The sequence below is a fragment of the Sphingomonas sp. TF3 genome (assembly GCF_003985085.1).
Taxonomy (GTDB): domain Bacteria; phylum Pseudomonadota; class Alphaproteobacteria; order Sphingomonadales; family Sphingomonadaceae; genus Sphingomonas.
Map to the genome: position 1 here is coordinate 192,167 of NZ_RWKS01000005.1, position 21,261 is coordinate 213,427.

At 66.2% G+C, this 21,261-nt stretch carries 21 protein-coding genes and 1 pseudogene; 18 read left to right on the plus strand and 4 right to left on the minus strand.

Annotated elements, in window-relative coordinates; all coding sequences use genetic code 11:
* Positions 1–63: 63 nt before the first annotated feature.
* The 15 genes from EJC47_RS06320 (at position 64) to EJC47_RS06390 (ending at position 13,299) form a co-directional block, all read left to right on the plus strand.
* Positions 64–1,116, plus strand: a complete 1,053-nt coding sequence (locus tag EJC47_RS06320) for a phage major capsid protein (protein ID WP_126846111.1) — start codon at positions 64–66, stop codon at positions 1,114–1,116.
* Between the two features lie 81 nt (positions 1,117–1,197).
* The gene (locus EJC47_RS06325; RefSeq protein ID WP_126846113.1) at positions 1,198–1,758 is read left to right on the plus strand and encodes a head-tail connector protein; all 561 of its coding nucleotides are present in this window, start codon (positions 1,198–1,200) and stop codon (positions 1,756–1,758) included.
* Complete coding sequence (locus EJC47_RS06330; protein ID WP_126846115.1) at positions 1,752–1,949, plus strand: hypothetical protein; 198 nt, start codon at positions 1,752–1,754, stop codon at positions 1,947–1,949. The genes EJC47_RS06325 and EJC47_RS06330 overlap by 7 nt, the downstream gene beginning before the upstream one ends.
* Entirely contained in the window at positions 1,946–2,329 is a 384-nt protein-coding gene (locus EJC47_RS06335; protein WP_126846117.1) for a tail completion protein gp17, read from the plus strand. Before EJC47_RS06330 ends, EJC47_RS06335 begins: the two co-directional genes overlap by 4 nt.
* 430 nt (positions 2,330–2,759) lie before the next feature.
* A complete protein-coding gene (locus EJC47_RS06340) occupies positions 2,760–3,167 on the plus strand; it encodes a phage major tail protein, TP901-1 family (RefSeq protein ID WP_126846119.1) in 408 nt (135 codons plus the stop codon).
* Positions 3,164–3,475, plus strand: coding sequence for a gene transfer agent family protein (locus tag EJC47_RS06345; protein WP_126846121.1), 312 nt, complete (start codon positions 3,164–3,166; stop codon positions 3,473–3,475). Before EJC47_RS06340 ends, EJC47_RS06345 begins: the two co-directional genes overlap by 4 nt.
* The gene (locus EJC47_RS06350) at positions 3,475–3,675 is read left to right on the plus strand and encodes a phage tail assembly chaperone (RefSeq protein ID WP_126846123.1); all 201 of its coding nucleotides are present in this window, start codon (positions 3,475–3,477) and stop codon (positions 3,673–3,675) included. The genes EJC47_RS06345 and EJC47_RS06350 overlap by 1 nt, the downstream gene beginning before the upstream one ends.
* Positions 3,668–4,234 (plus strand): tail tape measure protein, encoded by a 567-nt coding sequence (locus tag EJC47_RS06355; protein ID WP_126846125.1) that lies wholly within the window; start codon positions 3,668–3,670, stop codon positions 4,232–4,234. The genes EJC47_RS06350 and EJC47_RS06355 overlap by 8 nt, the downstream gene beginning before the upstream one ends.
* 113 nt (positions 4,235–4,347) lie before the next feature.
* Positions 4,348–6,651, plus strand: a complete 2,304-nt coding sequence (locus EJC47_RS06360) for a DUF2460 domain-containing protein (RefSeq protein ID WP_126846127.1) — start codon at positions 4,348–4,350, stop codon at positions 6,649–6,651.
* On the plus strand, positions 6,648–7,460 hold the full coding sequence (locus tag EJC47_RS06365; RefSeq protein WP_126846130.1) for a DUF2163 domain-containing protein: 813 nt from the start codon (positions 6,648–6,650) through the stop codon (positions 7,458–7,460). The genes EJC47_RS06360 and EJC47_RS06365 overlap by 4 nt, the downstream gene beginning before the upstream one ends.
* Complete coding sequence (locus EJC47_RS06370; protein WP_126846132.1) at positions 7,457–7,855, plus strand: peptidoglycan endopeptidase; 399 nt, start codon at positions 7,457–7,459, stop codon at positions 7,853–7,855. The genes EJC47_RS06365 and EJC47_RS06370 overlap by 4 nt, the downstream gene beginning before the upstream one ends.
* A gap of 3 nt (positions 7,856–7,858) precedes the next feature.
* Complete coding sequence (locus tag EJC47_RS06375; protein ID WP_126846134.1) at positions 7,859–10,033, plus strand: phage tail protein; 2,175 nt, start codon at positions 7,859–7,861, stop codon at positions 10,031–10,033.
* A 13-nt stretch (positions 10,034–10,046) separates the two neighbouring features.
* Positions 10,047–10,550, plus strand: coding sequence for a DUF2793 domain-containing protein (locus tag EJC47_RS06380; RefSeq protein WP_126846136.1), 504 nt, complete (start codon positions 10,047–10,049; stop codon positions 10,548–10,550).
* A 142-nt stretch (positions 10,551–10,692) separates the two neighbouring features.
* Complete coding sequence (locus tag EJC47_RS06385; RefSeq protein WP_260591490.1) at positions 10,693–11,805, plus strand: OmpA family protein; 1,113 nt, start codon at positions 10,693–10,695, stop codon at positions 11,803–11,805.
* A 192-nt stretch (positions 11,806–11,997) separates the two neighbouring features.
* On the plus strand, positions 11,998–13,299 hold the full coding sequence (locus EJC47_RS06390) for a UDP-glucose dehydrogenase family protein (protein WP_033966893.1): 1,302 nt from the start codon (positions 11,998–12,000) through the stop codon (positions 13,297–13,299).
* Between the two features lie 98 nt (positions 13,300–13,397).
* On the opposite strand, the gene ppa is transcribed toward EJC47_RS06390, so the two are convergent.
* From ppa to EJC47_RS06410, 4 genes and pseudogenes are all read right to left on the minus strand, one after another.
* Positions 13,398–13,949, minus strand: a complete 552-nt coding sequence (ppa, locus tag EJC47_RS06395; RefSeq protein WP_033966891.1) for an inorganic diphosphatase — start codon at positions 13,947–13,949, stop codon at positions 13,398–13,400.
* Positions 13,950–13,989: 40 nt separating this feature from the next.
* A pseudogene (locus EJC47_RS06400) lies at positions 13,990–15,896 on the minus strand (M61 family metallopeptidase).
* 67 nt (positions 15,897–15,963) lie between these two features.
* A complete protein-coding gene (locus EJC47_RS06405) occupies positions 15,964–16,611 on the minus strand; it encodes a DUF1345 domain-containing protein (protein ID WP_126846138.1) in 648 nt (215 codons plus the stop codon).
* A gap of 36 nt (positions 16,612–16,647) precedes the next feature.
* Complete coding sequence (locus EJC47_RS06410; RefSeq protein WP_126846140.1) at positions 16,648–17,475, minus strand: sulfite exporter TauE/SafE family protein; 828 nt, start codon at positions 17,473–17,475, stop codon at positions 16,648–16,650.
* A 236-nt stretch (positions 17,476–17,711) separates the two neighbouring features.
* Here EJC47_RS06410 and hisS point away from each other — a divergent pair, with 236 nt between their 5' ends.
* The 3 genes from hisS (at position 17,712) to prmC (ending at position 21,086) form a co-directional block, all read left to right on the plus strand.
* Positions 17,712–19,046: a histidine--tRNA ligase gene (gene hisS, locus EJC47_RS06415; RefSeq protein ID WP_260591491.1), complete on the plus strand. Its 1,335-nt coding sequence runs from the start codon at positions 17,712–17,714 to the stop codon at positions 19,044–19,046.
* Positions 19,043–20,116, plus strand: coding sequence for a peptide chain release factor 1 (gene prfA, locus EJC47_RS06420; RefSeq protein ID WP_126846142.1), 1,074 nt, complete (start codon positions 19,043–19,045; stop codon positions 20,114–20,116). The genes hisS and prfA overlap by 4 nt, the downstream gene beginning before the upstream one ends.
* A 142-nt stretch (positions 20,117–20,258) precedes the next feature.
* On the plus strand, positions 20,259–21,086 hold the full coding sequence (gene prmC, locus EJC47_RS06425) for a peptide chain release factor N(5)-glutamine methyltransferase (protein ID WP_126846197.1): 828 nt from the start codon (positions 20,259–20,261) through the stop codon (positions 21,084–21,086).
* Positions 21,087–21,261: the final 175 nt, after the last annotated feature.

A 21,261-nucleotide genomic window follows, 5' to 3' on the forward strand; every position in this document is an offset into this window, starting at 1 on the left:
AGGGGCGTCGCGCGTGCGGCGCCCTTTTTCTTTGGGGCGGGACTTTCAAGCAAGGAGACGGACATGGGTGACGAAACGATGGATGCGCTCGAGGCGAGCTTCGAGACGCAGCCGGTGCAAAGCGTGGTGGCGCGGCCGCTGCTGGCGGGGAGTGGTGTGGCGAGCGAGGCCGGGTTTGGCGCTTTCCTGCGCTCGGGCGCGAGCGTCGAGATGAAGGCGTTTACCGCTGTGAGCGGCGATGCCGGTGGCTATGCCGTGCCGCGCGAAATCGATGCGGTGATCGACGCGACGCTCAAATCGATCTCGCCGATCCGCAGTGTGGCGAATGTCGTCGCGGTGGGGTCTGCCGGGTATCGCAAGCTGGTGACGACGGGGGGCACGCCCTCGGGCTGGGCGGCGGAGACCGACGCGCGGGGTGGCACTGCGACGCCGGTGTTCACCGAAATCGCGCCGCCGATGGGGGAACTCTATGCCAATCCGTCGGCGAGCCAGGCGATGCTCGACGATGCGGCGTTCGATGTCGAGGCGTGGCTGGCGGGCGAAATTGCGATGGAATTCGCCAAGGCCGAGGGGGCGGCCTATGTCAACGGATCGGGCGTCAACCGGCCCAAGGGCTTTTTGCAGGCCCCGACCGCGAGCACGGCGGATGCGGCGCGTGCCTTCGGGACGCTGCAATATCTGGCGAGCGGTGCTGCGGGCGATTTCGCGGCCAACCCGCAGGACCGGCTGATCGATTTGGTGCAGGCGCTGCGCGGGCCGTATCGGCAGGGCGCGGTGTTCGTGATGAATGCGGCCACGCTGGCGCGGATCCGCAAGTTCAAGACCAATGACGGCGCGTTCCTGTGGGCGCCGAGCCTGACTGCGGGCACACCGGCGACCTTGCTCGGCTATCCGGTGATCGAGGCCGAGGACATGCCGGACATTGCCGCCAACAGTCTCTCGATTGCGTTCGGCAATTTCAAGGCGGGCTATCTGATCGCCGAGCGGCGCGAGACGGTGATCCTGCGCGATCCTTATACCAACAAGCCGTTCGTCAATTTCTACGCGACCAAGCGCGTCGGCGGCTGCGTGTCCAATTCCGAGGCGATCAAGCTGCTGAAGTTCGCGGCGAGCTGACGTCGTGGGGTGAGGGCGCGCGGTCGGTGTGCGTCCTCACCCGTCTTGCTCCTGGTGGGGGCGGGAGATGGAGGAACAACGATGATCGAGACGGATGGGCCGGGCGTGGTGACGCTCGGCGAAGACGACCGTGCGCTGGCGGTGGCGGCGGTCAAGGCGGTGCTGCGCGTGGCGAGCGACGACGAGGATGCGCTGATCGCGGCCTTTGCCGAGACCGCCTTGGGGCTGGCCGAGCAGTTTCTGGGGATGGTGCTGATCGCGCGGGCGCTGCGCGTGCCGGTGGCGGTGCTGGGGGCGTGGCAGGCGCTTGGCGTGGCACCGGTTTCGGCGATTACGGGCGTGGAGACGGCGGCGGGGGTGGCGCTGCCGAGCGATGGCTTTGCGATCGACATCGATGCGACGGGCGAAGGCTGGGTGCGGATCGTGGGCGCGCCGGGGGTGATCTCGGTCGTGGTGCTGGCGCGCGCGGGTCTGGCCGAGGGGTGGGCGGGGGTGCCCGCGCCGATCCGGCAAGGCGTGGTGCTGCTGGCGGCGCATCTGTTCGAGCAGCGCGAGGCCAGCGTCGCCCCGCCGAGCGCGATCACCGCTTTGTGGCGGCCGTTCCGGCGGATCGCGCTGCGCCCAACGGCGCACGCATGTTGAGCGCGCTGGAGGCGCAGGGGCGCGTGCTGGCGGAACACGCGGCGGAGCGGGCGCGGGCGCGCGTGGCGGAGGCGCTGCGCGCAGACCTGCCGGGGGTGGCGGTGACGGTGGAGGGCGAGGCGGTGGTGCTGAGCGGGCGGATTTCGCCCGACGATGCGCGGCTGCGCTGGATCGGGAGTCTGCTGCCATGAGCGCGGAGAGCGTGGTGCAAGCGGCGGTGCTGGCGGCGCTGCGCGGGGTCGCCGGGTTGAACGGCGTTTATCTGGGGCCGCCCGTCAAGGCGACGGTGCCCTTTGCCGAATTGGGCGACCTGCTCGGCGGCGACTGGAGCGTCAAGGACCGCATGGGGCGCGAGCTGCGGCTGTTGGTGACCGTGCGCGATGCGGGCGAACGCCCGGCGCGCGTGCAGGCGTTGGCCGAGGCGGTCGGCGCGGCGATCGAGGCGGTGCCGCGCAATCTGGCCGGGTGGCGCGTGGCGAGCGTGGTGCTGGTGCGGTCGCGGTTGAGTGGCGCGGCGGGCGGGCGGTGGAACGCCAGCGTCGAATATCGCGTGCGGGTTCTCGCGGGGTAGCGACTGCAGGTGCTGGCTGGGTTCACGCGGAGACGCGGAGGCGCGGAGAGGGTGCGCCTGGTTGATGGCGTGCGTGTTCCAAGGATGTGGTGCTTGGGGGCAGTCGCCCCCTTTGTGCGCGCCATCTCCGCGGCTCCGCGTCTCCGCGCGAACCCAATTCCTAAAAGCGGCAGGCGCGTCGACGTGGCGGTGGCGCGCGCGGCAGCGTTGAAGGGTTCGCGCAGAGGCGCGGAGGACGCGGAGAGGGGGCGCGTGGGGCGCGGTTGTGCCTGGTACTTGGCGCACACGGCATTTGTGCTGGGCGGGCCTGCTCTGCGTCCTCTGCGCCTCTGCGCGAACCTGATTTCGGACCCTCACCCTTCCCACTGCCTTTGGCAGCGGGTCCCTTCCCTCTCCCGGTGGGAGAGGGCGTTTTTTTGAGGAGAATATCATGGGTGCGGAACGGGGTAGTGCCTTTTTGTTGAAGGTGGGGAATGGGGCGTCGCCGCTTGTCTATGCGACGGTGGCGGGGCTGCGGACGACGCAGATGAGCGTCAATGGCGAGATGGTCGCGATCACCTCCAAGGATTCGGGCGGGTGGCGCGAATTGCTGTCGGGCGCGGGGGTGCGATCGGTCAGCGTGTCGGGGGCGGGGATCTTTACCGGGTCGGCCGCGGAGGTGCGGATCAAGGGCAATGCGCTGGCGGGCACGATCGACGATTACCGGCTTAGCTTCGAAAGCGGCGAGACGCTGTCCGGGCGCTTCCTGGTGACCAAACTGGACTATGCCGGGGATTATAATGGCGAGCGCAGCTACACGCTGAGCCTGGAGAGTTCCGGGCCGGTGGTGTCGGCGTGAGTACGGCCAACCCCGAGCGCGGCGAGGCGGCGCTGCGCGTGGGCGGCGCGACGGTCGTGCTGCGGCCGAGCTTTGCCGCTTTGGTCGCGGCCGAGGGCGAATTGGGGCCGCTCTTCGCCCTGGTCGAGCGCGCGGCGGCCGGGGGCTTGTCGCTGGGCGAGATGGTCGGCCTGTTCTGGCATTGCCTGCATGACGCGCCCGCGGGGCTGACGCGCGAACATTTGGGTGAGGCGGTGGTGCTGGGCGGGTTGTCGCGCGCGACGCCAGTGCTGCGCGTGCTGCTCGGGCAGATTCTGGCAGGGCGGTGATGGAGCGGTTCGCGCCGGGCGCGACGCGGCTGGCGGGCTTTGCCGGCGTGGTGCTGGGCTGGGCGCCCGACACCTTCTGGCGCGCGACCCCCGCGGAACTGGCGGCGGTGGTGGCGGTGCTGCGTGGCGGGGAGGGCGAGATTACCCCACCCGATGGCGCGACGATCGCGCGGATGCAGGAGGCGTTTCCCGATGGATGAGGAAATCGAACGGCTGGTGGTGGGCGTGCGCGCCGATACCGCTGGGTTTGCGCGCGATGTCGATGCGATGCGCGCGAGCCTGGACGGGCCGCTGACGAGCGGGGTGGATCGCGCCGGGCGTGCGATCGAGAGCGCGCTGGGCAAGGCGATCCGGAGCGGGAGCCTCAACTTTGAGGATTTGCGCAAGGTCGCGCTGTCGGTGCTGTCGGACATTGCGGCGTCGGCGCTGCGCAGCGGGTTGAGCTCGATTCTGGGCGGTGGGTCGAGCGGGTCGTCGGGCGCTGGCGGGTTGCTGGCGACGCTCGGCAGTCTGATCGGCGCGCCGGGACGGGCGACGGGCGGGCCAGTGTCGCCGGCGCGGCCGTATCTGGTTGGGGAGCGGGGGCCTGAGCTGTTCGTGCCGACCACCAGTGGGAGCGTGATTGCGGCGGGCGGCGGTGGGGCTGCGCGCGATGTGCGCGTGGCGATCACGGTGCAGGGCGGGAGCGATGCGCCGCAAGCGCTGGCGGCATCAAGCCGGCAGGTGGCGCGGGCGGTGCGGGCGGCTTTGATGGAGTGAGGCTACTGCTTTGGCGGTGGCGGCTGAGATGTTGGGAGAGCGGATTGGGGCGGCGGTTCTTGGGACTGCCCCTCTCCCCGACCCTCTCCCCGCGAGCGGGGAGAGGGAGAAAGATGGCTTTCTGGTTGGCGAGCGAGCGCACGGTTCAGATTGAGGGCGTGGTTTCGCGGTTCGATCCGCGCTTTTGGACGGTGAATTTTCCGCGACCGATGATGGCGGCGGTGACGACCACCGCGCCCGATGCGCTGCGCGTCGATGCGGTGTTCTATACCTCGGGCGATCTGGCGGGGCTGATCTGGGAGGCGGAGGACCGCTACGATCATCCGTTGCTACGATATGAGACGGCGCGCGATTTTCGGGGGTGTCGGCTGTCGTTCCGTTGGCGATCGGCGGGGGTGTTGCCGCTCGATGCGGTCAATGGCCCGGTGCTGACGATCGAGGGGCGCGATGCCAGCGGCGCGGCGCGCGCCTGGTATGTGCGGCTGTGGAACTATGCGGTGGGATCGCCCGAGGATGCGACGGTGTCGCTCGACTTTGCCAACCTGTCTGGCGGGTTTGTGCTGCCCGATGAGGCCGATCCGGTGTGGGCGGGCGATGTCGACCGGATGTTCGTGTCGCTGGTGCCGCCGGGTTTCGATGGCGGGAATGCGCCGCTGGCGGCCCCGGTCGAGGCGTGGGTCGAGCTGACGCAGATCGTGTGCGACGGGCCGGGGGCGGTGCTGGCGATTGGCGATGTGGTGGTGCCCGAGCACCGTTTGCAGATCGCGAGCGGCTATGACGACAGTTACAACCTGACGCCCGCGCGTTTGCTGCGCAACGCGCTGTTGCTCGGTTATCGCGGAAGCATCGTCCATTATCTGGGGATGAGCCATTATCTGCGGCTCGAAGCCAATTCGGGCGGCTTTTATGCGAGCCTTGCGGGGGGCGCGCTGAATGTGGCGGCGGCGGCGTGGCAGCGCGACTTTGCCGAGCGGGCGAAGGCGCTCGGCTATGACGTGATCTGGTCGCTCAGCTACGAACTGTTCGACGCGCATTGCTGGGGCGACTGGAAGCAGCGGGCGTGGGATGGCAGCCCGGCGCTCACCGGTTGGGCACCGCCGTCGACCTTGTTGTCGCCCGCGCATGACGGGGCGATGGGCTATTTGCGCGCGGTCGCGGTGGCGATGATCGAGATTGCGGTGGCGGCGGGTCTCGCGCCCAAATTCCAGGTGGGCGAGCCGTGGTGGTGGATCACGCCCGATGGCCGTCCGTGTTTGTATGACGCGGCGGCGCGGCAGCATTTCGGGGCGGGCGCGGTCGAGATTGCGCGCGTCCAGGCCGTGACCACCGCCGCCGAGCGCGCTTTGCTCGATTCAGCGGGGGCGCTGCTGGCGGCCTCGACCGCGGCTTTGGTCGCGGCGGTGCGGGCGGTGGCGCCGACGGTCGAGACGCATGTGCTGGTCTATTTGCCGACGGTTCTGGCGGGCGATGCGCCGGAGGTGCAGCGCGCCAATGTGCCGGTCGGCTGGGCGCATCCCGCCTTCGACGTGCTGCAACTGGAAGATTATGATTTCGTGGTGGCGGGCAATGTCGCGGGGACGGCGCGTGCGGTTGACGCCGCCACCGCGCGGCTGGGCTATGCGGTCGCGGATACGCACTATTTCTCGGGCTTCGTGCTCAGGCCCGATCAGACGGCGCAGTGGCGCGAGATCGAGGCGGCGGCGCTGGCGGCGCAGGCGCGCGGAGTTGCCGCCGCCTTTGTCTGGGCGCTGCCGCAAGTGCTGCGCGACGGGTTCGTTCATTTCCAAGAGGCGGAGGATGCGGTGCAGGCTTTCGACGATGTGCTGTTCCCGCTCGCTTTGGGGCGCGAGGCTGAGGTCAGCCCGGAATTCTCGACCGCGATCGTCACCAGCGCGGGCGGGCATGAGGCGCGCAATGCAAGCTGGGCGGAGGCGCGGACGCGCTACGATGTCGGGCCGGGGGTGCGATCCGAAGCCGATATCGCGACCTTGCTCGGCTTCTTTCGCGCGCGGATGGGGCCGGCGCGCGGGTTCCGGTTGCGCGACCCGTTCGATGCCAGTTCGGGGACGGCGACGCCGGGCGCGCGCGACCAGGTGCTGGGGACCGGCGATGGCGTCACGGTGCGCTTCGCGTTGGTCAAGCGCTATGGCGACGCGGTGCGGCGGATCACGCGGCCCGTTGGAGGGAGCGTGCGCGTCGGGGTCGGCGGGGTCGAGACGGCGGCCTTCTCGGTTGTCGCGGGCGGCTATGTCGAGCTCGATGGTGCGCCGGCCACGGGCGTAGCGGTGACCGCGGGTTTCCTGTTCGATGTGCCGGTACGGTTCGCCGAGGACCGGTTGAGCGTCAACCGCGCAACCTTCCTGGCAGGCGCGGCGACGGCGGTGCCGCTGATCGAAGTGCGCGAGGATTTGGCATGAGCTTCCTCGAAGGTACGCTCACCACGATCGCCCTGTGCTGGCGGATCGAGCGGCGCGACGGGGTGACGATCGGGCTGACTGACCATGATCGCGATTTGGTCATCAACGGGCTGGCACATCGCGCCGCGCCGGGAATGACGCCGTCGGCGATCAAGCGCAGCGCCGGACTCGAGGCCGATACGATGGACATTACCGGTGCGCTGACCAGCGCGGCGATTGCCGAAGGTGATCTGTTGGCGGGGCGTTGGGATGGGGCGCGGGTGGCGTTGTTCGCGGTTGACTGGACCGGCAGCGGCGCGACGCAAGTGGCGCTGGGCGAAGGGACGATCGGCGCGGTTGAGACCGATCGCGGGGCCTTTACCGCCGAATTGCGCGGGGTGAGTGCGGCGCTCGAGCGGCCCGTGGTCGAGGCGACCTCGCCCGAATGCCGGGCCGAGCTGGGCGACAAACGCTGCCGCGTGGCGATGGCGGGGCGGCGGCGGATAGTGCGGGTGACGGGCGCGGCGGGGCAGGTGGTGACGGTGGATGCGGTCGAGCCTAGCGACAATGGCTATGGCGCGGGGCTGCTGCGCTGGATCGGCGGGGCGAATGGCGGGCTTGAGAGCGCGATCGCGCGATCTGCGGGGTGGACGGTGACGCTGCGGAGCGCACCCGCGCTGCCGGTGGTGGCGGGCGATTTGGTGGAGTTGATCGAGGGGTGCGATAAGAGCCTGGCGACGTGCGCCGCCCGGTTTACCAATGCGGTGAATTTTCGCGGCGAGCCGTATCTGCCGGGGATCGACCTGCTCACCCGTTATCCGGGCGCATGAGCGCGGCCGAACGCGCCATTGCGGCGGCGCGCGGTGCGATCGGCGCGCGTTTCCGCTTGCACGGGCGCGACCCGGCGTTCGGGCTCGATTGTGTCGGGCTGGCTGGGTTGGCCGCGCGCGCGGCGGGTTTCCGGGGCGAAATTCCTAGCGGCTATGCGCTGCGTGGCGGGAGCGCGGCGGCAATCGCGGCGGCGTTCTCGGCGGCGGGGCTTGTCGCCAGCGACGCGCCCGGTCCGGGTGACCTTGCCCTGTTCAAAACCGGACCGGGGCAATTTCATCTGGCGGTGCTGGTGCCGGGCGGGATCGTCCACGCCGACGCGATGCTGCGGCGCGTGGTCGAGCGACCGGGGTCGCCGCCGTGGCCAATGCTGGGATGCTGGCGGGTGGAGAAGTAAGCGATGGCGACTCTGATTCTTTCGACCGTCGGCGGGATCGTGGGCGGACCGATCGGCAGCGCGATCGGCGCGGTGATCGGCAACGTCTTTGACCGCGAGGTGCTGCTCAAGCCAAAGGCCCGGGAGGGGCCGCGACTGACCGAGCTGCAGCTGCAGACATCGAGCTATGGCACGCCGCTGCAACGCGTCTTCGGGACGATGCGGGTGGGTGGTTGCGTGATCTGGTCGACCGATCTGATCGAGAGCAGAACCAGCAGCGGCGGCGGCAAGGGACAGCCGAGCACGACAAATTACAGTTATTCGGCGTCGTTCGCGGTGGCGTTGTCGGGACGGGCGATCCAGGGAGTCGGGCGGATCTGGGCCGATGGCAAATTGCTGCGCGGCGTGGGCGGGGATTTCAAGAGCGCGACCGGTTTTCGCCTGCATCTGGGCGACGAAGGGCAAGCGGTCGATCCGCTGATTGCATCTGCGGAAGGGGCGGGCCTGACGCCTGCGCATCGTGGGCTTGCCTATGCGGTGTTCGAGCATTTCGAACTGGCCGATTATGGCAATCGTATCCCCTCGCTGACCTTCGAGGTAATTGGCGACGCGGCACCCGTGGCGGTCGGCAGGATCGCCCAGGAGCTGACGGACGATATGATCGATGGAGCCGCGGCAACGCAGGCGGTCACCGGCTTTGCGGCTTATGGCGACAGCGTCCGCAGTGTGGTCGAGACGCTGGCGGTGGCGGGGGGCGCGTGGTTCGCGCCCGAGGCGATGGGCCTGCGGATGCGGGCGGGGCTTGCCGCCGACCATGCGATCGCCGATGGCGAAGTCGTTGCCGCCGGGGCCGCGCGCGGCAAGCACGGCCGAGCGATGGCGGCGTTGGAGACGGTGCCGCACCATGTAACCCTGGCGCATTACGACCCGGCGCGCGATTATCAGACCGGGATACAGCAGGCGCGGCGACCGGGGGCCGGGGTCCGCGAAGAACGTGTCGACATGCCGGCCGCGATCACCGCAGACACCGCCAAGACGATGGCCGAGGCTGTGCTGTCGCGGGCAGAGGCCGCCCGCGAGCGGCGCACGGTAACGCTCGGCTGGGACGCGTTAGCGGTGGCACCCGGGGCGTGTGTGACGATTGCGGGGGTGGCGGGGGTCTGGCGAGTCACGGGGTGGGCGCTCGAACATATGGTGCTGTCGCTGGAATGCGTGCGACTCGCCACGGGAACCCTGGCCGTTTCGGCGAGTGCGGGGCGGGTGCTGCACGCGCCCGACGTCGCGACGGGCACGACGGTGCTGGCCGCGTTCGAAGCGCCGCCGGAGGACGCGGTCCTCTCGGTTCCGCGCGTGACGATAATCGCAGCGGGAACCCAGCCGGGCTGGCGCAGGGCGACCTTGCTTTACAGCACCGACGGAGGTGCGCGGTGGATGGCGGCCGGTGCCACGAATGTGCCGGGGATTCTTGGGCAGGTCGTGACGCCACCTGGGGCGGCGGGCGCTGCGATCGTCGATCACGCAAATGTGATTGAGGTCGAACTCATCCATGCAGGCATGACACTGGTCGGAGCCGAGGCTGGGGCGCTCGATGCTGGGCTGAATACAGCCCTGGTGGGGAACGAGCTGTTGCAATTCGGCGAAGCCACGCAGCTTACCGCGACACGGTGGCGACTGGCGGCGCTGCTCCGCGGGCGGCGCGCGACCGAGAGTGCGATCGGCACGCAGCGCGCCGGCGATCGCTTCGTACTGGTCGAGCCGGACGCGAGCGCAACGCTCGACCTGCCTGGGACCACGCAGGGAGGAGACCTGCGCATCATGGCGTCTGGACCCGGGGACGTGGAGGGGCCGGTAGAAGTCGCGCTCACGCTTGCAGGAACCTCGATCTTGCCGCTTTCGCCAACGCATCTGACGTGGTCCGAAGTGGGGAATGGGGATGTCACGGTGCAGTGGGTGCGGCGCAGCAGGGCGGGCCTGCGCTGGGTCGACGGCGTCGACGCGCCGCTGGCAGAAGAGCGCGAGGTCTATCAAATTGCGCTCCTCTATCCCGACGGACGGGGGGGCACGGTCGAAACCACGGAGCCGACCTTGGTGATTCGGCACGTCGATCGCATTGTCGGCCTGTCGATCGCGGTCACCCAGGTTGGCGCACATGGCCAATCCTACCCCCTTCACGGCATGATCCCCGCTTGGGCGGGCTAAGAAAGGACCGTCAATGAACGATCAAACGAGCGTGCGGCTGAGCCTGCCTTTGCTCCAGCTGGGGCAGGCGCAGAAGGAATTGTCGCATAACGAAGCGCTGACCCTACTGGACTTTGCGGTCCAGCCAGTGGTCGAGGCGGTAGGCGTGGGGTCCCCGCCGGTTAGCCCAGACACGGGTGCATGCTGGATCGTGGGTCCATCGCCGACCGGGGCATGGAGCGGGAGTCCAAACGCGATCGCCGGGTGGACCAACGCTGGCTGGCGTTTCCTCGCCGCCCGCGATGGCATGAATGCGTGGAGCAGGGGCGATTCCGCATTCGCCCGCTTCGATGGATCGCGTTGGCGCATCGGGGAAGTTACGGGCGCGTGCTTGTTGGTTGCGGGACGTCAGGTCGTCGGGGAGCAACAATCGGCGATCTCTGCCGCTACCGGTGGGACGACCATCGACGCCGAGGCGCGGGCAACGCTTGCCGCCGTGCTTGCTGCAATGCGGTCGCACGGCCTGATCGCTTCGTGAGCGATTGCAGAATCAGAGGCTTACCCCGTCACGCTGTTGCTTTTGTACAACAGCCGCATCTATTTGTGCGCTTGCGTGGAAACATTCCTTTGGGTAGGGAGTTTGCGCTGTCCGAGTGACAACCAGAAGAAGGGGTTTTTTTATGCGGAAGCTTGCCGTTGCTATGGCGCTTGCCTCCACCGCGATCGTCGCCACACCTGCCCTCGCCCGCGACAAGTCGTGGTACGTTGGCGTCGAGGGTGGCGCGATGATTGTGGAGGACGTTAAGTTCGACATCAATTCGATCAAGGGTGCCAGCGCTGCTGACCACCGTTATGGCTATGACGTCGATGGCGTCATTGGTTACGACCTCGGCATTTTCCGCATCGAAACCGAAGTCGGTTACAAGAGCGCCGATGTAAATGGGTATCGCTCGACCGTAACGACGCCAGGCGGCTTCGCGGCTGGCAGCTACGGCGGCGCACGTGGTCGTAGCTCGGCGTTGAGCTTCATGGTCAACGGCCTGCTCGATTTCGGTGATGCCGATGAAGTCCAGGGCTTCGTTGGCGGCGGCGTCGGCGTCGCACGCGTCAAGGAAGGCGTTGCGCTCGGCGCGTCGCGCTTCCTGAACGACAGCGATACCGTCTTCGCTTATCAGGGTATCGCGGGTATCCGCGCGCCGCTGACCAAGAATGTCGACGTCTCGCTGAAGTATCGTTTCTTCACTGCCGACAACGTCAAGCTGGTCGACATCGCGGGCAGCTCGTACGCGAGCAAGTTCCGCACGCACAGCCTGCTGGGTGGTCTGACCTACAACTTCGGTGAGCCTGCTGCACCGCCGCCGCCGCCTGCTCCCGCACCGGCACCGGCTCCGGCTCCCGAGCCCCCCGCACCGCCGCCCGCGCCGGTCGCAGTGCCGTGCTCGCCCGGTCCGTTCATCGTGTTCTTCGAATGGGACAAGTCGGACGTTACGCCTGAAGCCGCAGCAATCCTGGACGGTGCGGTTGCACAGTATCAGAACTGCGGTAGCGCAAAGGTCATGCTGGCCGGCTTCACCGATCGCTCGGGTACGCCGAAGTACAACTTGGCCCTGTCGCAGCGCCGCAACGATGCGGTTCGTGCGTACATGACCGCCCACTCGATCCCCGATGGTGTGATCTCGACCGAGGCGTTCGGTGAAGATCCTGCTCACCTTCGCGTTCAGACTGCCGATGGCGTTCGTGAAGTGCAGAACCGTCGTGTGGAAGTCACCTACGGTCCGGGTTCGGGCAACTAAGCCTTTACCTGAAGACGAAAATTGTGGGGAGGTCAGCGTAAGCTGGCCTCCCCATTTTTTTGTGATATCGACAATTCCGGCATGCGAGCGCATGGCGGCGATGTTGCGACACTATGACGATACCGTCAGGGGATCGTAATCATTCGACGTTCCATTCGCGCTGTCGCATGCACAATGGCTTAGGGAAACATCATGCGAATTACGATGGTTGGCTCGGGTTATGTCGGGCTTGTCTCTGGCGCTTGCTTCTCCGACTTCGGCCATGACGTAATTTGCGTCGATAAGGATGCGAGCAAGATCGCGGCGCTCGAAGCGGGCAAGATGCCGATCTTCGAACCTGGTCTCGACACATTGGTGGCCACCAACGTCGCTGCAGGCCGTCTCAAATTTTCGACCGACCTCAAAGCGGCGGTTTCAGGGGCAGATGCTGTGTTCATCGCGGTAGGGACGCCGTCGCGCCGTGGCGACGGCCATGCCGATCTCAGCTATGTCTTCGCGGCGACGCGCGAGATTGCAGCGGCGATTGACGGCCCGCTGGTGGTTGTCACCAAATCGACCGTTCCAGTAGGCACGGGTGACAAGGTCGAGGAGATTTTGACCGAACTGGCCGGCGACTTTCCGATCGCCGTCGTTTCCAATCCGGAGTTCCTGCGCGAGGGCGCGGCGATCGGCGACTTCAAACGCCCCGATCGGATCGTTATCGGCACGGATGACGCGCGCGCCCAGCAGGTCATGCGTGATATCTACCGCCCGCTCTATTTGAACGAGAGCCCGATCCTGTTCACCGGGCGGCGCACGTCGGAACTGATCAAATATGCGGCAAATGCGTTTCTCGCGACCAAGATCACCTTCATCAACGAGATCGCAGACTTGTGTGAAGCCGTCGGTGCGAACGTTCAGGATGTGGCGCGGGGCATCGGCCTCGATAACCGGATCGGCTCCAAATTTTTGCACGCGGGTCCCGGCTATGGTGGCTCGTGTTTCCCGAAGGACACGCTCGCCCTGCTCAAGACGGCCGAGGATTATGAGACGCCGGTACGCATTGTCGAGGCGGTCGTGCAGGTCAACGACGCGCGCAAGCGCGCAATGGGTCGTAAAGTGATTGCCGCGTTGGGCGGCGAGGCGAAGGGCAAGACCGTTGCGGTGCTGGGGCTCACCTTCAAACCAAACACCGACGATATGCGCGATGCGCCGAGCTTGGCAATCGTCCAAAGCCTGATGGATGCGGGGGCAAAGGTGCGGGCGCATGATCCCGAAGGCATGGAGATTGCTAGGACCATGATGCCCGACGTGGTGTATTGCACCGATGCCTACGAAGCTGCGGCGGGTTCCGACGCGGTGGTGATCGTGACCGAATGGGACATCTACCGTGCACTGGACCTGAAGCGGTTGGCGGCGACGATGGCGGGTGCGGTGATGGTTGATCTGCGCAATGTCTATCCGCCGCGTGACGTCGAAAGAGCTGGCTTCAGTTACAGCTCGATCGGGCGGTAAGGGCGGCGGGTCCGGCGGCGCAAGGCCGCTCGCGGCCCGGCCTGCGGGGGGTCGCTACACGCAGCGGCGTGGCGCGGGGCCACGCCGCTGCCGAGAATTCAGGCAGGGATCTTGTCGGCCTTGGCGGCATGATACCGCTCGATCGCTTCGGTCACGATCCGGCGTGCTTCGTCGCGATCGCCCCAGGTGCCGATGCGCACCCACTTCTTCTTTTCCAGATCCTTATAGTGCGTGAAGAAGTGTTCGATCTGTTCGAACACGATCTCGGGCATGTCGCCGCGTTCGTTGACGTTCGAATAATAAGGGAAGGTCGAATCGACCGGCACGCAGACCAGCTTTTCGTCGCCGCCGGCTTCGTCTTCCAGATTGAGCACGGCGATCGGGCGGGCCCGCACGACACAGCCCGGGATGAAGGGCGAACGCGCGATGACCAGCGCGTCGAGCGGATCGCCGTCGGGGGAAAGCGTGTGCGGCACGAAGCCGTAATTAGCCGGATAGCGCATCGGCGTGTGCAGGATGCGATCGACGAACAGCGCGCCGCTCGCCTTGTCGAACTCATACTTTACCGGCTCGCCGCCGGTTGGCACTTCGATGATCACGTTCAGGTCATCGGGCGGGCTCTTGCCGACCGGAATCATGTCGATACGCATGCTAAATCCTTAAACTGATGCAGGTCTGTAGTGCAGCCGTTTACCGGGCTGTCAGCAACCGATCCAAACCACCCTCTCCGGTGCCGATTTTCTCCAGGTGCGGATAGCGCAGCCCGCCATGATAGTCGATGCTGACCGGCGCGACGCTGTCATTGGATTTGATCAGCAGCACGATCGGGTCGGTGCCGCCCTTTGCGGCGGTCACGGCGGCCTTCAGCGCGGTATCCGAGAAAATGGTGCCGTTCACCGCCACGATGGTGTTGCCGATCGTCAACCCAGCTTTGAACGCGGGCGTGTCCCAACCCACGCCGGTGATGGCACCGTCTTTGTTGAGCGTGAGGCCCAATGAGTAGGTCAGATCGGTGCTCTTGCGCGTCGCCTCGGCGTTCTTGAAAGCGAGCGAGGGCGTGTCGGTATAGACAAGCTTGTAGCCATTGGCTTCGAAGCCCTTGAGCGGCGCGGCCCGCCAGTCTCGGTCAGTCGCTTGTTGAGCAGGCTGGCCCAGTCATAAGGCTGGATCGCGTTGAGCGTCGCGACGACATCGTCGAAGGTGTAGGTCACCTCGCCATAGTCGCCGTCGTTGAGGCCGAAGAACTTCGCTGCGAAGTCGTCGATCGACTTGGTACCGCCCGATTGCTGGCGCAGGATCGAGTCGACCTCCATCCACACCAGCAGCCCCTCATTGTAATAATCCTCGGAGCGCTGATAGCTGACCCAGCCCTTCGGGCGGCGCTGCGAAATCGTCGGGTCGTTGGTGGTATCGACCAGGTCGCGCCAGTTGCGCGCGGGGCGATTGTCGAGGCTGGCGAGGATCGAAGCATAGCCGTCGAGCGTGTCCTGCTTCGACACCAGCCCCGAGCGCGCCTGGAAGACATAACCCCAGAATTGCGTCTGGCCTTCATAGACCCACAACAGGCTGCCACGCATCGGCGTGCGGTAATCCGGGGTCCAAAGGTCGGCTCCGCGCCGGAATTTCCCATCCCAGCTATGATTATATTCGTGCGGCAACAGGTTGCGCGAGCCCGGACCATCCTTCCACTTGGTGAAATAGCCAAGCTTCACCCCGTCTTCGGACGAGCGGTGATGTTCGAGCCCGATTCCGCCCATCACGTCGGAGATCGACAGCAGGAATTCGTAGGTGTCGTAATGCTGCGCGCCGTAGACCTTGACCGCTTGCTCGACGAGCTTCTTGTGCGCATCGATCTGTTCGGGTGTCGCGGCCAATTCTGCGGCATTGTCGGCATAGACGTCGAGATTGACGCGCGGGCTGAGCGGCCACTGCTTGTAATAGCGCCCCGCCAACACGGGCGAGTCGACCAGGATTTCGTAATTGGTCTTCTCATAGCTGTAGGTCGAGCCGGTCGCCTTCGACGGCAGGCCCGACGACGCGGTCCAGCCGGCCGGGTATTTCACGGTCGCCTTTACCGGAATCTGCCGGGTGAAATAGCCCGCCGGATAGAGGCTCATCGAATTCCACTGCAGTCGCAGCATGTTGGGCGACATCACTACCGCACCCTGGTCACCGGCAGTGGCGGAGAGGAATTGCAGATCAATGTCGAGCGCCTTGGCACCGGCGGGGACGTCGATGTGGAAGGCGTAGACATCGACCGGGTCGCGCGTCCACGCCAGTTCCTTGCCGCCCGCGTGAATGTGCAGCCCGGCCAGCTTGTCGAGCTGGCCCGTCGGCGAATGGTTGCCGGGCAGCCATTTCGGGAAGAGCAGCACCATATGGCCTGCGGAAACGCCGCTGATCGTCTCGCGCGTCGTGAAGATGCCGCGGCGTGTGTCGGTCGCATCGATGTCGAGCGTGATCGTGCCGGGAAAGCGGATGTCCTGTGCGGCGGGGATCGTGTCGACATATGGCACCGGCTGCGGCTTGGAATTTTCCGCCAACACCGGGGCGGCGGTGGCGAGCAACAGGGTAGTGAGCGCGGCACGACGGATCATTCGGGATTCTTTCGTGAGAGGAGTGCGGTGACAGGGATCTAAGCGGCTCATGCGGTCGGCGTCCAGCCTAGGACGTGCTGCTGCTGCCGAGCACGTTGATGGTGAAGGCCAGCACGCCGATGTTGAAGACGAACGCCGCCAGGCAATGGCCGAGCGTGACGCGGCGGATCTGGCGCGAGGAGATTTCGACGTCGGAGGTCTGGAAGGTCATGCCGAGCGTGAAGCTGAAATATAAAAAATCCCAATAATCGGGCTCGGCGCAATTGGGGATCTCCAGGCCACCGGCATCCTTGCCGTCACCGTCGCAATCCGAATAAAACAGATGCGCGTAATGCAGCGCATAGACCGAATTGGAAAACAGCCACGCCAGCACCAGCGTCGCGATGACGAGCACGGTCGCGACGAGATTGGCTTTCTCCTGCATTTCCTTGGCGACCGAGGTGAGGATGACGACCATCGTCAGCCCGGTCAGCACCAGCAGGCCCGCGCGATTGGCGTCGTTCGCGGCGGCGGCTTTGCGCATCTGATCGGCCTTCCCCTTGCGCAGCAGGGTCGAGATCGCGATCAGGAACACCGCCGCCGCGACATCGAACGCGCCCATCGTGCCGCGCCCCCAGCCAAAGGCGGGAATGGCGAAGAATAGCCCGGCCACGAACAGAATCGTGAACAGGATGAAGCGGGGCGGGGCGATTCTCTTGCCGAGGTTCAGGGTCATCGGCGCGGTGCTACCGCGCTTTTGACCCAGCGCAAATCACATATGCATGGCGCGATTGAACATGACCCCGGCGATGAACAGCAAGTACACGCCGAACACGCGTTTGAGTGGCTCGGCCGGCAGGGCGTGCGCCGACGCGACGCCAAGCGGCGCGGTCAAGATAGACATTGAGGTGATGATCGCGGCCCCCAGAAAATTGACATAGCCGATCGACCCGATCGGCAGCCCGGGCTTGCCCAAGCCGATCAGCATCCAGCCGATTGTACCCGGCACCGCGATGATGAAGCCGAAGCCCGCCGCCGTCGCGATCGCCTTGTGGATCGAGCGACCGCACAGCGTCATCACGATCACCGCGACCGTGCCCCCGCCAATGCCGAGCAGCGAGGAAAAGATGCCGAGGCTTCCGGCGATGCCCGCGCGCACCATCCCGGTCGGCATCGTATCGCTGACTTGTCGACGCGCGAGCTTGGGCACGAGGAAATTGATCGACATCAGCGTGATGCCAACCGCAAAGATGATCGAGAGCGCCTGGCCGGTCAGCACGCGTGCGAGCATCACGCCGATGCCGACCCCGCCGATAATCCACGGGGCCCAGCTTTTGAGAATCTCGAAATCGACCGCCCCGCGCTTGGCGTGCGATAGTGTCGAGCGCAGCGCGGTAATGACGATCGTGGCGAAGGACGTCCCGATCGCGACATGCGTATATTCGGCGTGGCTACCGCCGAGCAGCGGCAACAGCGCGATCATCGCCGGCACGACGACGAATCCGCCACCGATGCCGAACAATCCGGCGGCAAAACCGGCGAACAGACCAGCGGCGAGCAGGGCAAGGATCGCGGGCCCCCATGCGATCAGCAAGCTCATGCGATGATGGCGAGGTTGTAGGAAACGAAAGCGGCGGGACTTTGGGAAGCAAACGGACGCATGACTACCTTTCCGAAACGAGCCGGGTGGGGTCCTGCGGAGGCTGAAAAGGGAACTGTCGCCGTTCCCATTGCGACGATGCTGCGATGCAGCGAAGGCGCTGTCAAGCGCTGTCATAGGGATGACGCACAAGCATCTGGCGCTTGGTGCCGGGCTCGCTTAGAGAGCCAGCCTTTATGGCACGTATCGAAACCCCCAAACGCATCCGCGGCACGCAGGATATCTTCGGCGACGATCAGCGGCGCTTCGCGCGCGTGGTCGATACCTTTGACCGGGTGCGGCGACTCTATTGTTTCCAGCGCGTTGAACTGCCCGTGTTTGAATCGACGGCGGTGTTCGCGCGGTCGCTGGGCGAGACGACCGACGTGGTGTCGAAGGAGATGTACACCTTCGAGGATCGTGGCGGCGATTCGCTGACGCTGCGGCCGGAATTCACCGCCGGGATCGCGCGCGCCTATCTGACCGAGGGCTGGCAGCAATATGCGCCGCTCAAGATCGCGACGCACGGGCCGGTGTTCCGCTATGAACGCCCGCAAAAGGGGCGCTACCGCCAGTTCCACCAGATCGACGCTGAGGTGATTGGCGCGGCGGAACCGGCGGCGGATGTCGAATTGCTGGTGCTGGCGGACCAGTTGCTGCACGAACTGGGCATCGCCGAGGGCGTGACGCTGCAGCTCAACACGCTGGGCGATGCCGAGACGCGCGACGCGTGGCGCGCGGCGCTGGTGGCGCATTTCGAGGCGCATCGTGATGTGCTGAGCGAGGACAGCCTGGCGCGGCTGGAGAAGAACCCGCTGCGCATCCTCGATTCGAAAGACCCGCGCGATCGGCCGGTGGCGGATTCGGCACCCGATATCGATGCGTATCTGACGCCTGAAGCGCGGGCGTTTTTCGATGCGGTGACGGCGGGGCTGGATGCGGCGGGCGTGGCGTGGACGCGCAATGCGCGGCTGGTGCGCGGGCTCGATTATTATCGGCACACCGCGTTCGAATTCGTGACGGATCGGCTGGGCGCGCAGGGCACTGTGCTGGCGGGCGGACGCTATGACGGGCTGATCGGGTCGCTCGGTGGCCCGGAGACGGCAGGCGTTGGCTGGGCGGCGGGGATCGAGCGGCTGGCGATGTTGCTGGAGGAGCCTGACGAGGAGCGCGCCGAGATAATCGTTGTTGGGGGTAATGACGACGAAACGGAAAAAGCCATTGCAATCACGGCGATGGTCCGGCGCTTTGGCTTCTCTGCTGACGTGATCGTCTCGGGGTCTCCTCGCAAACGGACGGACAAGGCTGACAGCCGCCAACCAGGCATTATCGTTTACGTGCAGTCGGAGGACGATCCTTCGCCTGGCACGATCACCTTTAAATTCTGGAAAGCCCGAGGCGCATCAGAGCGTTTCGATGCACTGAAAGACCGGCTTCTTTCGGCTATCCGGACTGAGTTTCGAGTGGACCACGCGGTGCAGGCAAGCCACTGGACCGGCGATGATTTCTTCCGGGTGCATCTGGTTCAATGACCTCCATCTCCCCAGACCGCATCCGCCAGATCGAGGCGCGGCGCGACGAGCTTTCGGCGCTGATGGCGACCGGGGATTTGCCGTCGGACCGCTTCGTGCAGGTGTCGAAGGAATATGCCGAGCTTGAACCCGTTGCGCAGGCCGCGGGCGAGGTGCGGCGGTTGCGCGCCGAGCTCGACGTGCTGGCCGGCATGGAGGATGACGGCGACCCCGAGATCAAGACGATGGCGCGCGAGGAGATCGACACGATCCGCGAGCGCCTGCCGATCGCCGAGCGCGCGCTGGCACTGTCTCTGCTGCCGCGCGATGCCGCCGACGAACGCGCCGCGATGCTCGAAATCCGCGCCGGAACCGGTGGGGACGAGGCTGCGCTGTTCGCCGCCGACCTGTTCCGCATGTATCAGCGCTACGCCGAAAGCCAGGGCTGGCGGGTCGAGCTGATCTCGACCTCCTCGTCCGAAAGCGGCGGCTTCAAGGAAGCGATTGCCTCGGTCGAGGGCAAGGGCGTGTTCGCCAAATTGAAGTTCGAAAGCGGCGTCCACCGCGTCCAGCGCGTACCCGCGACCGAGGCGCAGGGGCGCATCCACACCTCCGCCGCGACCGTTGCGGTGCTGCCCGAGGCCGAGGAGGTCGACGTCAAGATCGAGGACAAGGATTTGCGCATCGACATTTATCGCTCGTCCGGGCCGGGCGGGCAATCGGTCAACACCACCGATTCGGCGGTGCGCATCGTCCATATCCCGACGGGCCTGACCGTCATCCAGCAGGACGAGAAGAGCCAGCACAAGAACAAGGCCAAGGCGATGCGCGTGCTGCGCACGCGTTTGTACGAGGCTGAGCGGGACCGTTTGCATCAGGAGCGCGCTGGTGCGCGCAAATCGATGGTCGGGTCGGGCGATCGTTCGGAGCGGATCCGCACCTATAATTTCCCGCAAGGGCGCGTGACCGACCACCGCATCAATTTGACGCTGCACCGGTTGCCCGAGATTCTGGCGGGCGAGATGGATGAGTTGCTCGGCGCGCTGATCGCGCAGGATGAGGCCGAGCGGCTGGCGTCGCTCGATGGGTGACGATTTCTCCCTCTCCCCGCTGGCGGGGAGAGGGTGGCCGAGCGGAGCGAGGTCGGGAGAGGGGCAGTTGCAGAATGCGTCGCCTGATACTGCCCCTCTCCCCGGCCCTCTCCCCCGAGCGGGAGAGGGAGTACGCGCAGCGCTGGCTGCTGCCTCATCCGTCCTTGCCGACGTCAGCGAAACGCCGCGGCTCGATGCCGAGCTGCTGATGGCGCACGCCCTCGGCGTCTCGCGCGAAACGCTGTTGCTGCAGCGGCTCGACTCCCCAACGCCGCACAGCTTTGGCCCGCTGCTCGCGCGGCGGCTCGCGCATGAGCCGATCGCCTATATTACCGGCAGTCGTGCCTTCTGGACGATCGAGCTGGCGGTGGGGCCGGGCGTGCTGGTGCCGCGCGCCGATAGCGAGACGCTGATCGAGGCGGCGGTCGATCATTTCGGCACGGCTGGCCCCAAGACCATTCTCGATCTGGGGACCGGACCCGGCACCTTGTTGCTGGCGGCGCTCGACCAATGGCCTGCGGCCACCGGATTGGGCGTCGATGCGTCGCCCGAGGCGCTGGCTTATGCCGAGCGCAACCGGCTTGCGCTTGGGCTGGCGGCCCGCGCAACCTTGCGGCGCGGCGATTGGGGCGAGGGCGTGACCGAGGTGTTCGACCTGATCTTTTCGAATCCGCCCTATATCGGCACGCAGGAGCACCTTCCGGCTGAGGTTCGCGACCATGAACCGGGCGCTGCTTTGTTCGCGGGCTCGGACGGGTTCGACGACTATCGCCGCATCGCCCCGCAACTGCCCGGCTTGCTCGCGCCGGGCGGGGCCGCGATCCTTGAGATTGGGGCTACGCAGGCTTCCGCCGTCACTGCGCTGCTGGAAGCGCAGGGGTTTGCCGTGGCGCTGCGCCATGATCTCGGCGGGCGTCCGCGCGCGTTGATCGCAACGCGCTCGTCCGAATTGGTCACGCGACAGTCATAATATTCCGCTTGGCGATTGCCTTTGCAGTCGCTATTGAACGGCGCAGGGGCTCGCGTTTTCATCACAACTGGTTGAAAACGGGCTGTAGCCTGCATCCTTAGTCATGCAGTCGCTGTCGTCCGGCGACCGTGGCGGGCGCGCGTTGCCGATGGTCGGCGGCGGTGCCGGGGGCATT

Coding starts and splice junctions, on each gene's coding strand:
- ppa (WP_033966891.1), bottom strand. CDS start 13,949: ATGCGTATCGACATGATTCCGGTCGGCAAGAGCCCGCCCGATGACCTG.
- EJC47_RS06360 (WP_126846127.1), top strand. CDS start 4,348: ATGGCTTTCTGGTTGGCGAGCGAGCGCACGGTTCAGATTGAGGGCGTG.
- EJC47_RS06350 (WP_126846123.1), top strand. CDS start 3,475: ATGGAGCGGTTCGCGCCGGGCGCGACGCGGCTGGCGGGCTTTGCCGGC.
- EJC47_RS06340 (WP_126846119.1), top strand. CDS start 2,760: ATGGGTGCGGAACGGGGTAGTGCCTTTTTGTTGAAGGTGGGGAATGGG.
- EJC47_RS06325 (WP_126846113.1), top strand. CDS start 1,198: ATGATCGAGACGGATGGGCCGGGCGTGGTGACGCTCGGCGAAGACGAC.
- EJC47_RS06355 (WP_126846125.1), top strand. CDS start 3,668: ATGGATGAGGAAATCGAACGGCTGGTGGTGGGCGTGCGCGCCGATACC.
- EJC47_RS06385 (WP_260591490.1), top strand. CDS start 10,693: ATGCGGAAGCTTGCCGTTGCTATGGCGCTTGCCTCCACCGCGATCGTC.
- EJC47_RS06370 (WP_126846132.1), top strand. CDS start 7,457: ATGAGCGCGGCCGAACGCGCCATTGCGGCGGCGCGCGGTGCGATCGGC.
- EJC47_RS06380 (WP_126846136.1), top strand. CDS start 10,047: ATGAACGATCAAACGAGCGTGCGGCTGAGCCTGCCTTTGCTCCAGCTG.
- EJC47_RS06390 (WP_033966893.1), top strand. CDS start 11,998: ATGCGAATTACGATGGTTGGCTCGGGTTATGTCGGGCTTGTCTCTGGC.
- hisS (WP_260591491.1), top strand. CDS start 17,712: ATGGCACGTATCGAAACCCCCAAACGCATCCGCGGCACGCAGGATATC.
- EJC47_RS06375 (WP_126846134.1), top strand. CDS start 7,859: ATGGCGACTCTGATTCTTTCGACCGTCGGCGGGATCGTGGGCGGACCG.
- EJC47_RS06320 (WP_126846111.1), top strand. CDS start 64: ATGGGTGACGAAACGATGGATGCGCTCGAGGCGAGCTTCGAGACGCAG.
- EJC47_RS06330 (WP_126846115.1), top strand. CDS start 1,752: ATGTTGAGCGCGCTGGAGGCGCAGGGGCGCGTGCTGGCGGAACACGCG.
- prfA (WP_126846142.1), top strand. CDS start 19,043: ATGACCTCCATCTCCCCAGACCGCATCCGCCAGATCGAGGCGCGGCGC.
- EJC47_RS06410 (WP_126846140.1), bottom strand. CDS start 17,475: ATGAGCTTGCTGATCGCATGGGGGCCCGCGATCCTTGCCCTGCTCGCC.
- EJC47_RS06335 (WP_126846117.1), top strand. CDS start 1,946: ATGAGCGCGGAGAGCGTGGTGCAAGCGGCGGTGCTGGCGGCGCTGCGC.
- EJC47_RS06365 (WP_126846130.1), top strand. CDS start 6,648: ATGAGCTTCCTCGAAGGTACGCTCACCACGATCGCCCTGTGCTGGCGG.
- EJC47_RS06405 (WP_126846138.1), bottom strand. CDS start 16,611: ATGACCCTGAACCTCGGCAAGAGAATCGCCCCGCCCCGCTTCATCCTG.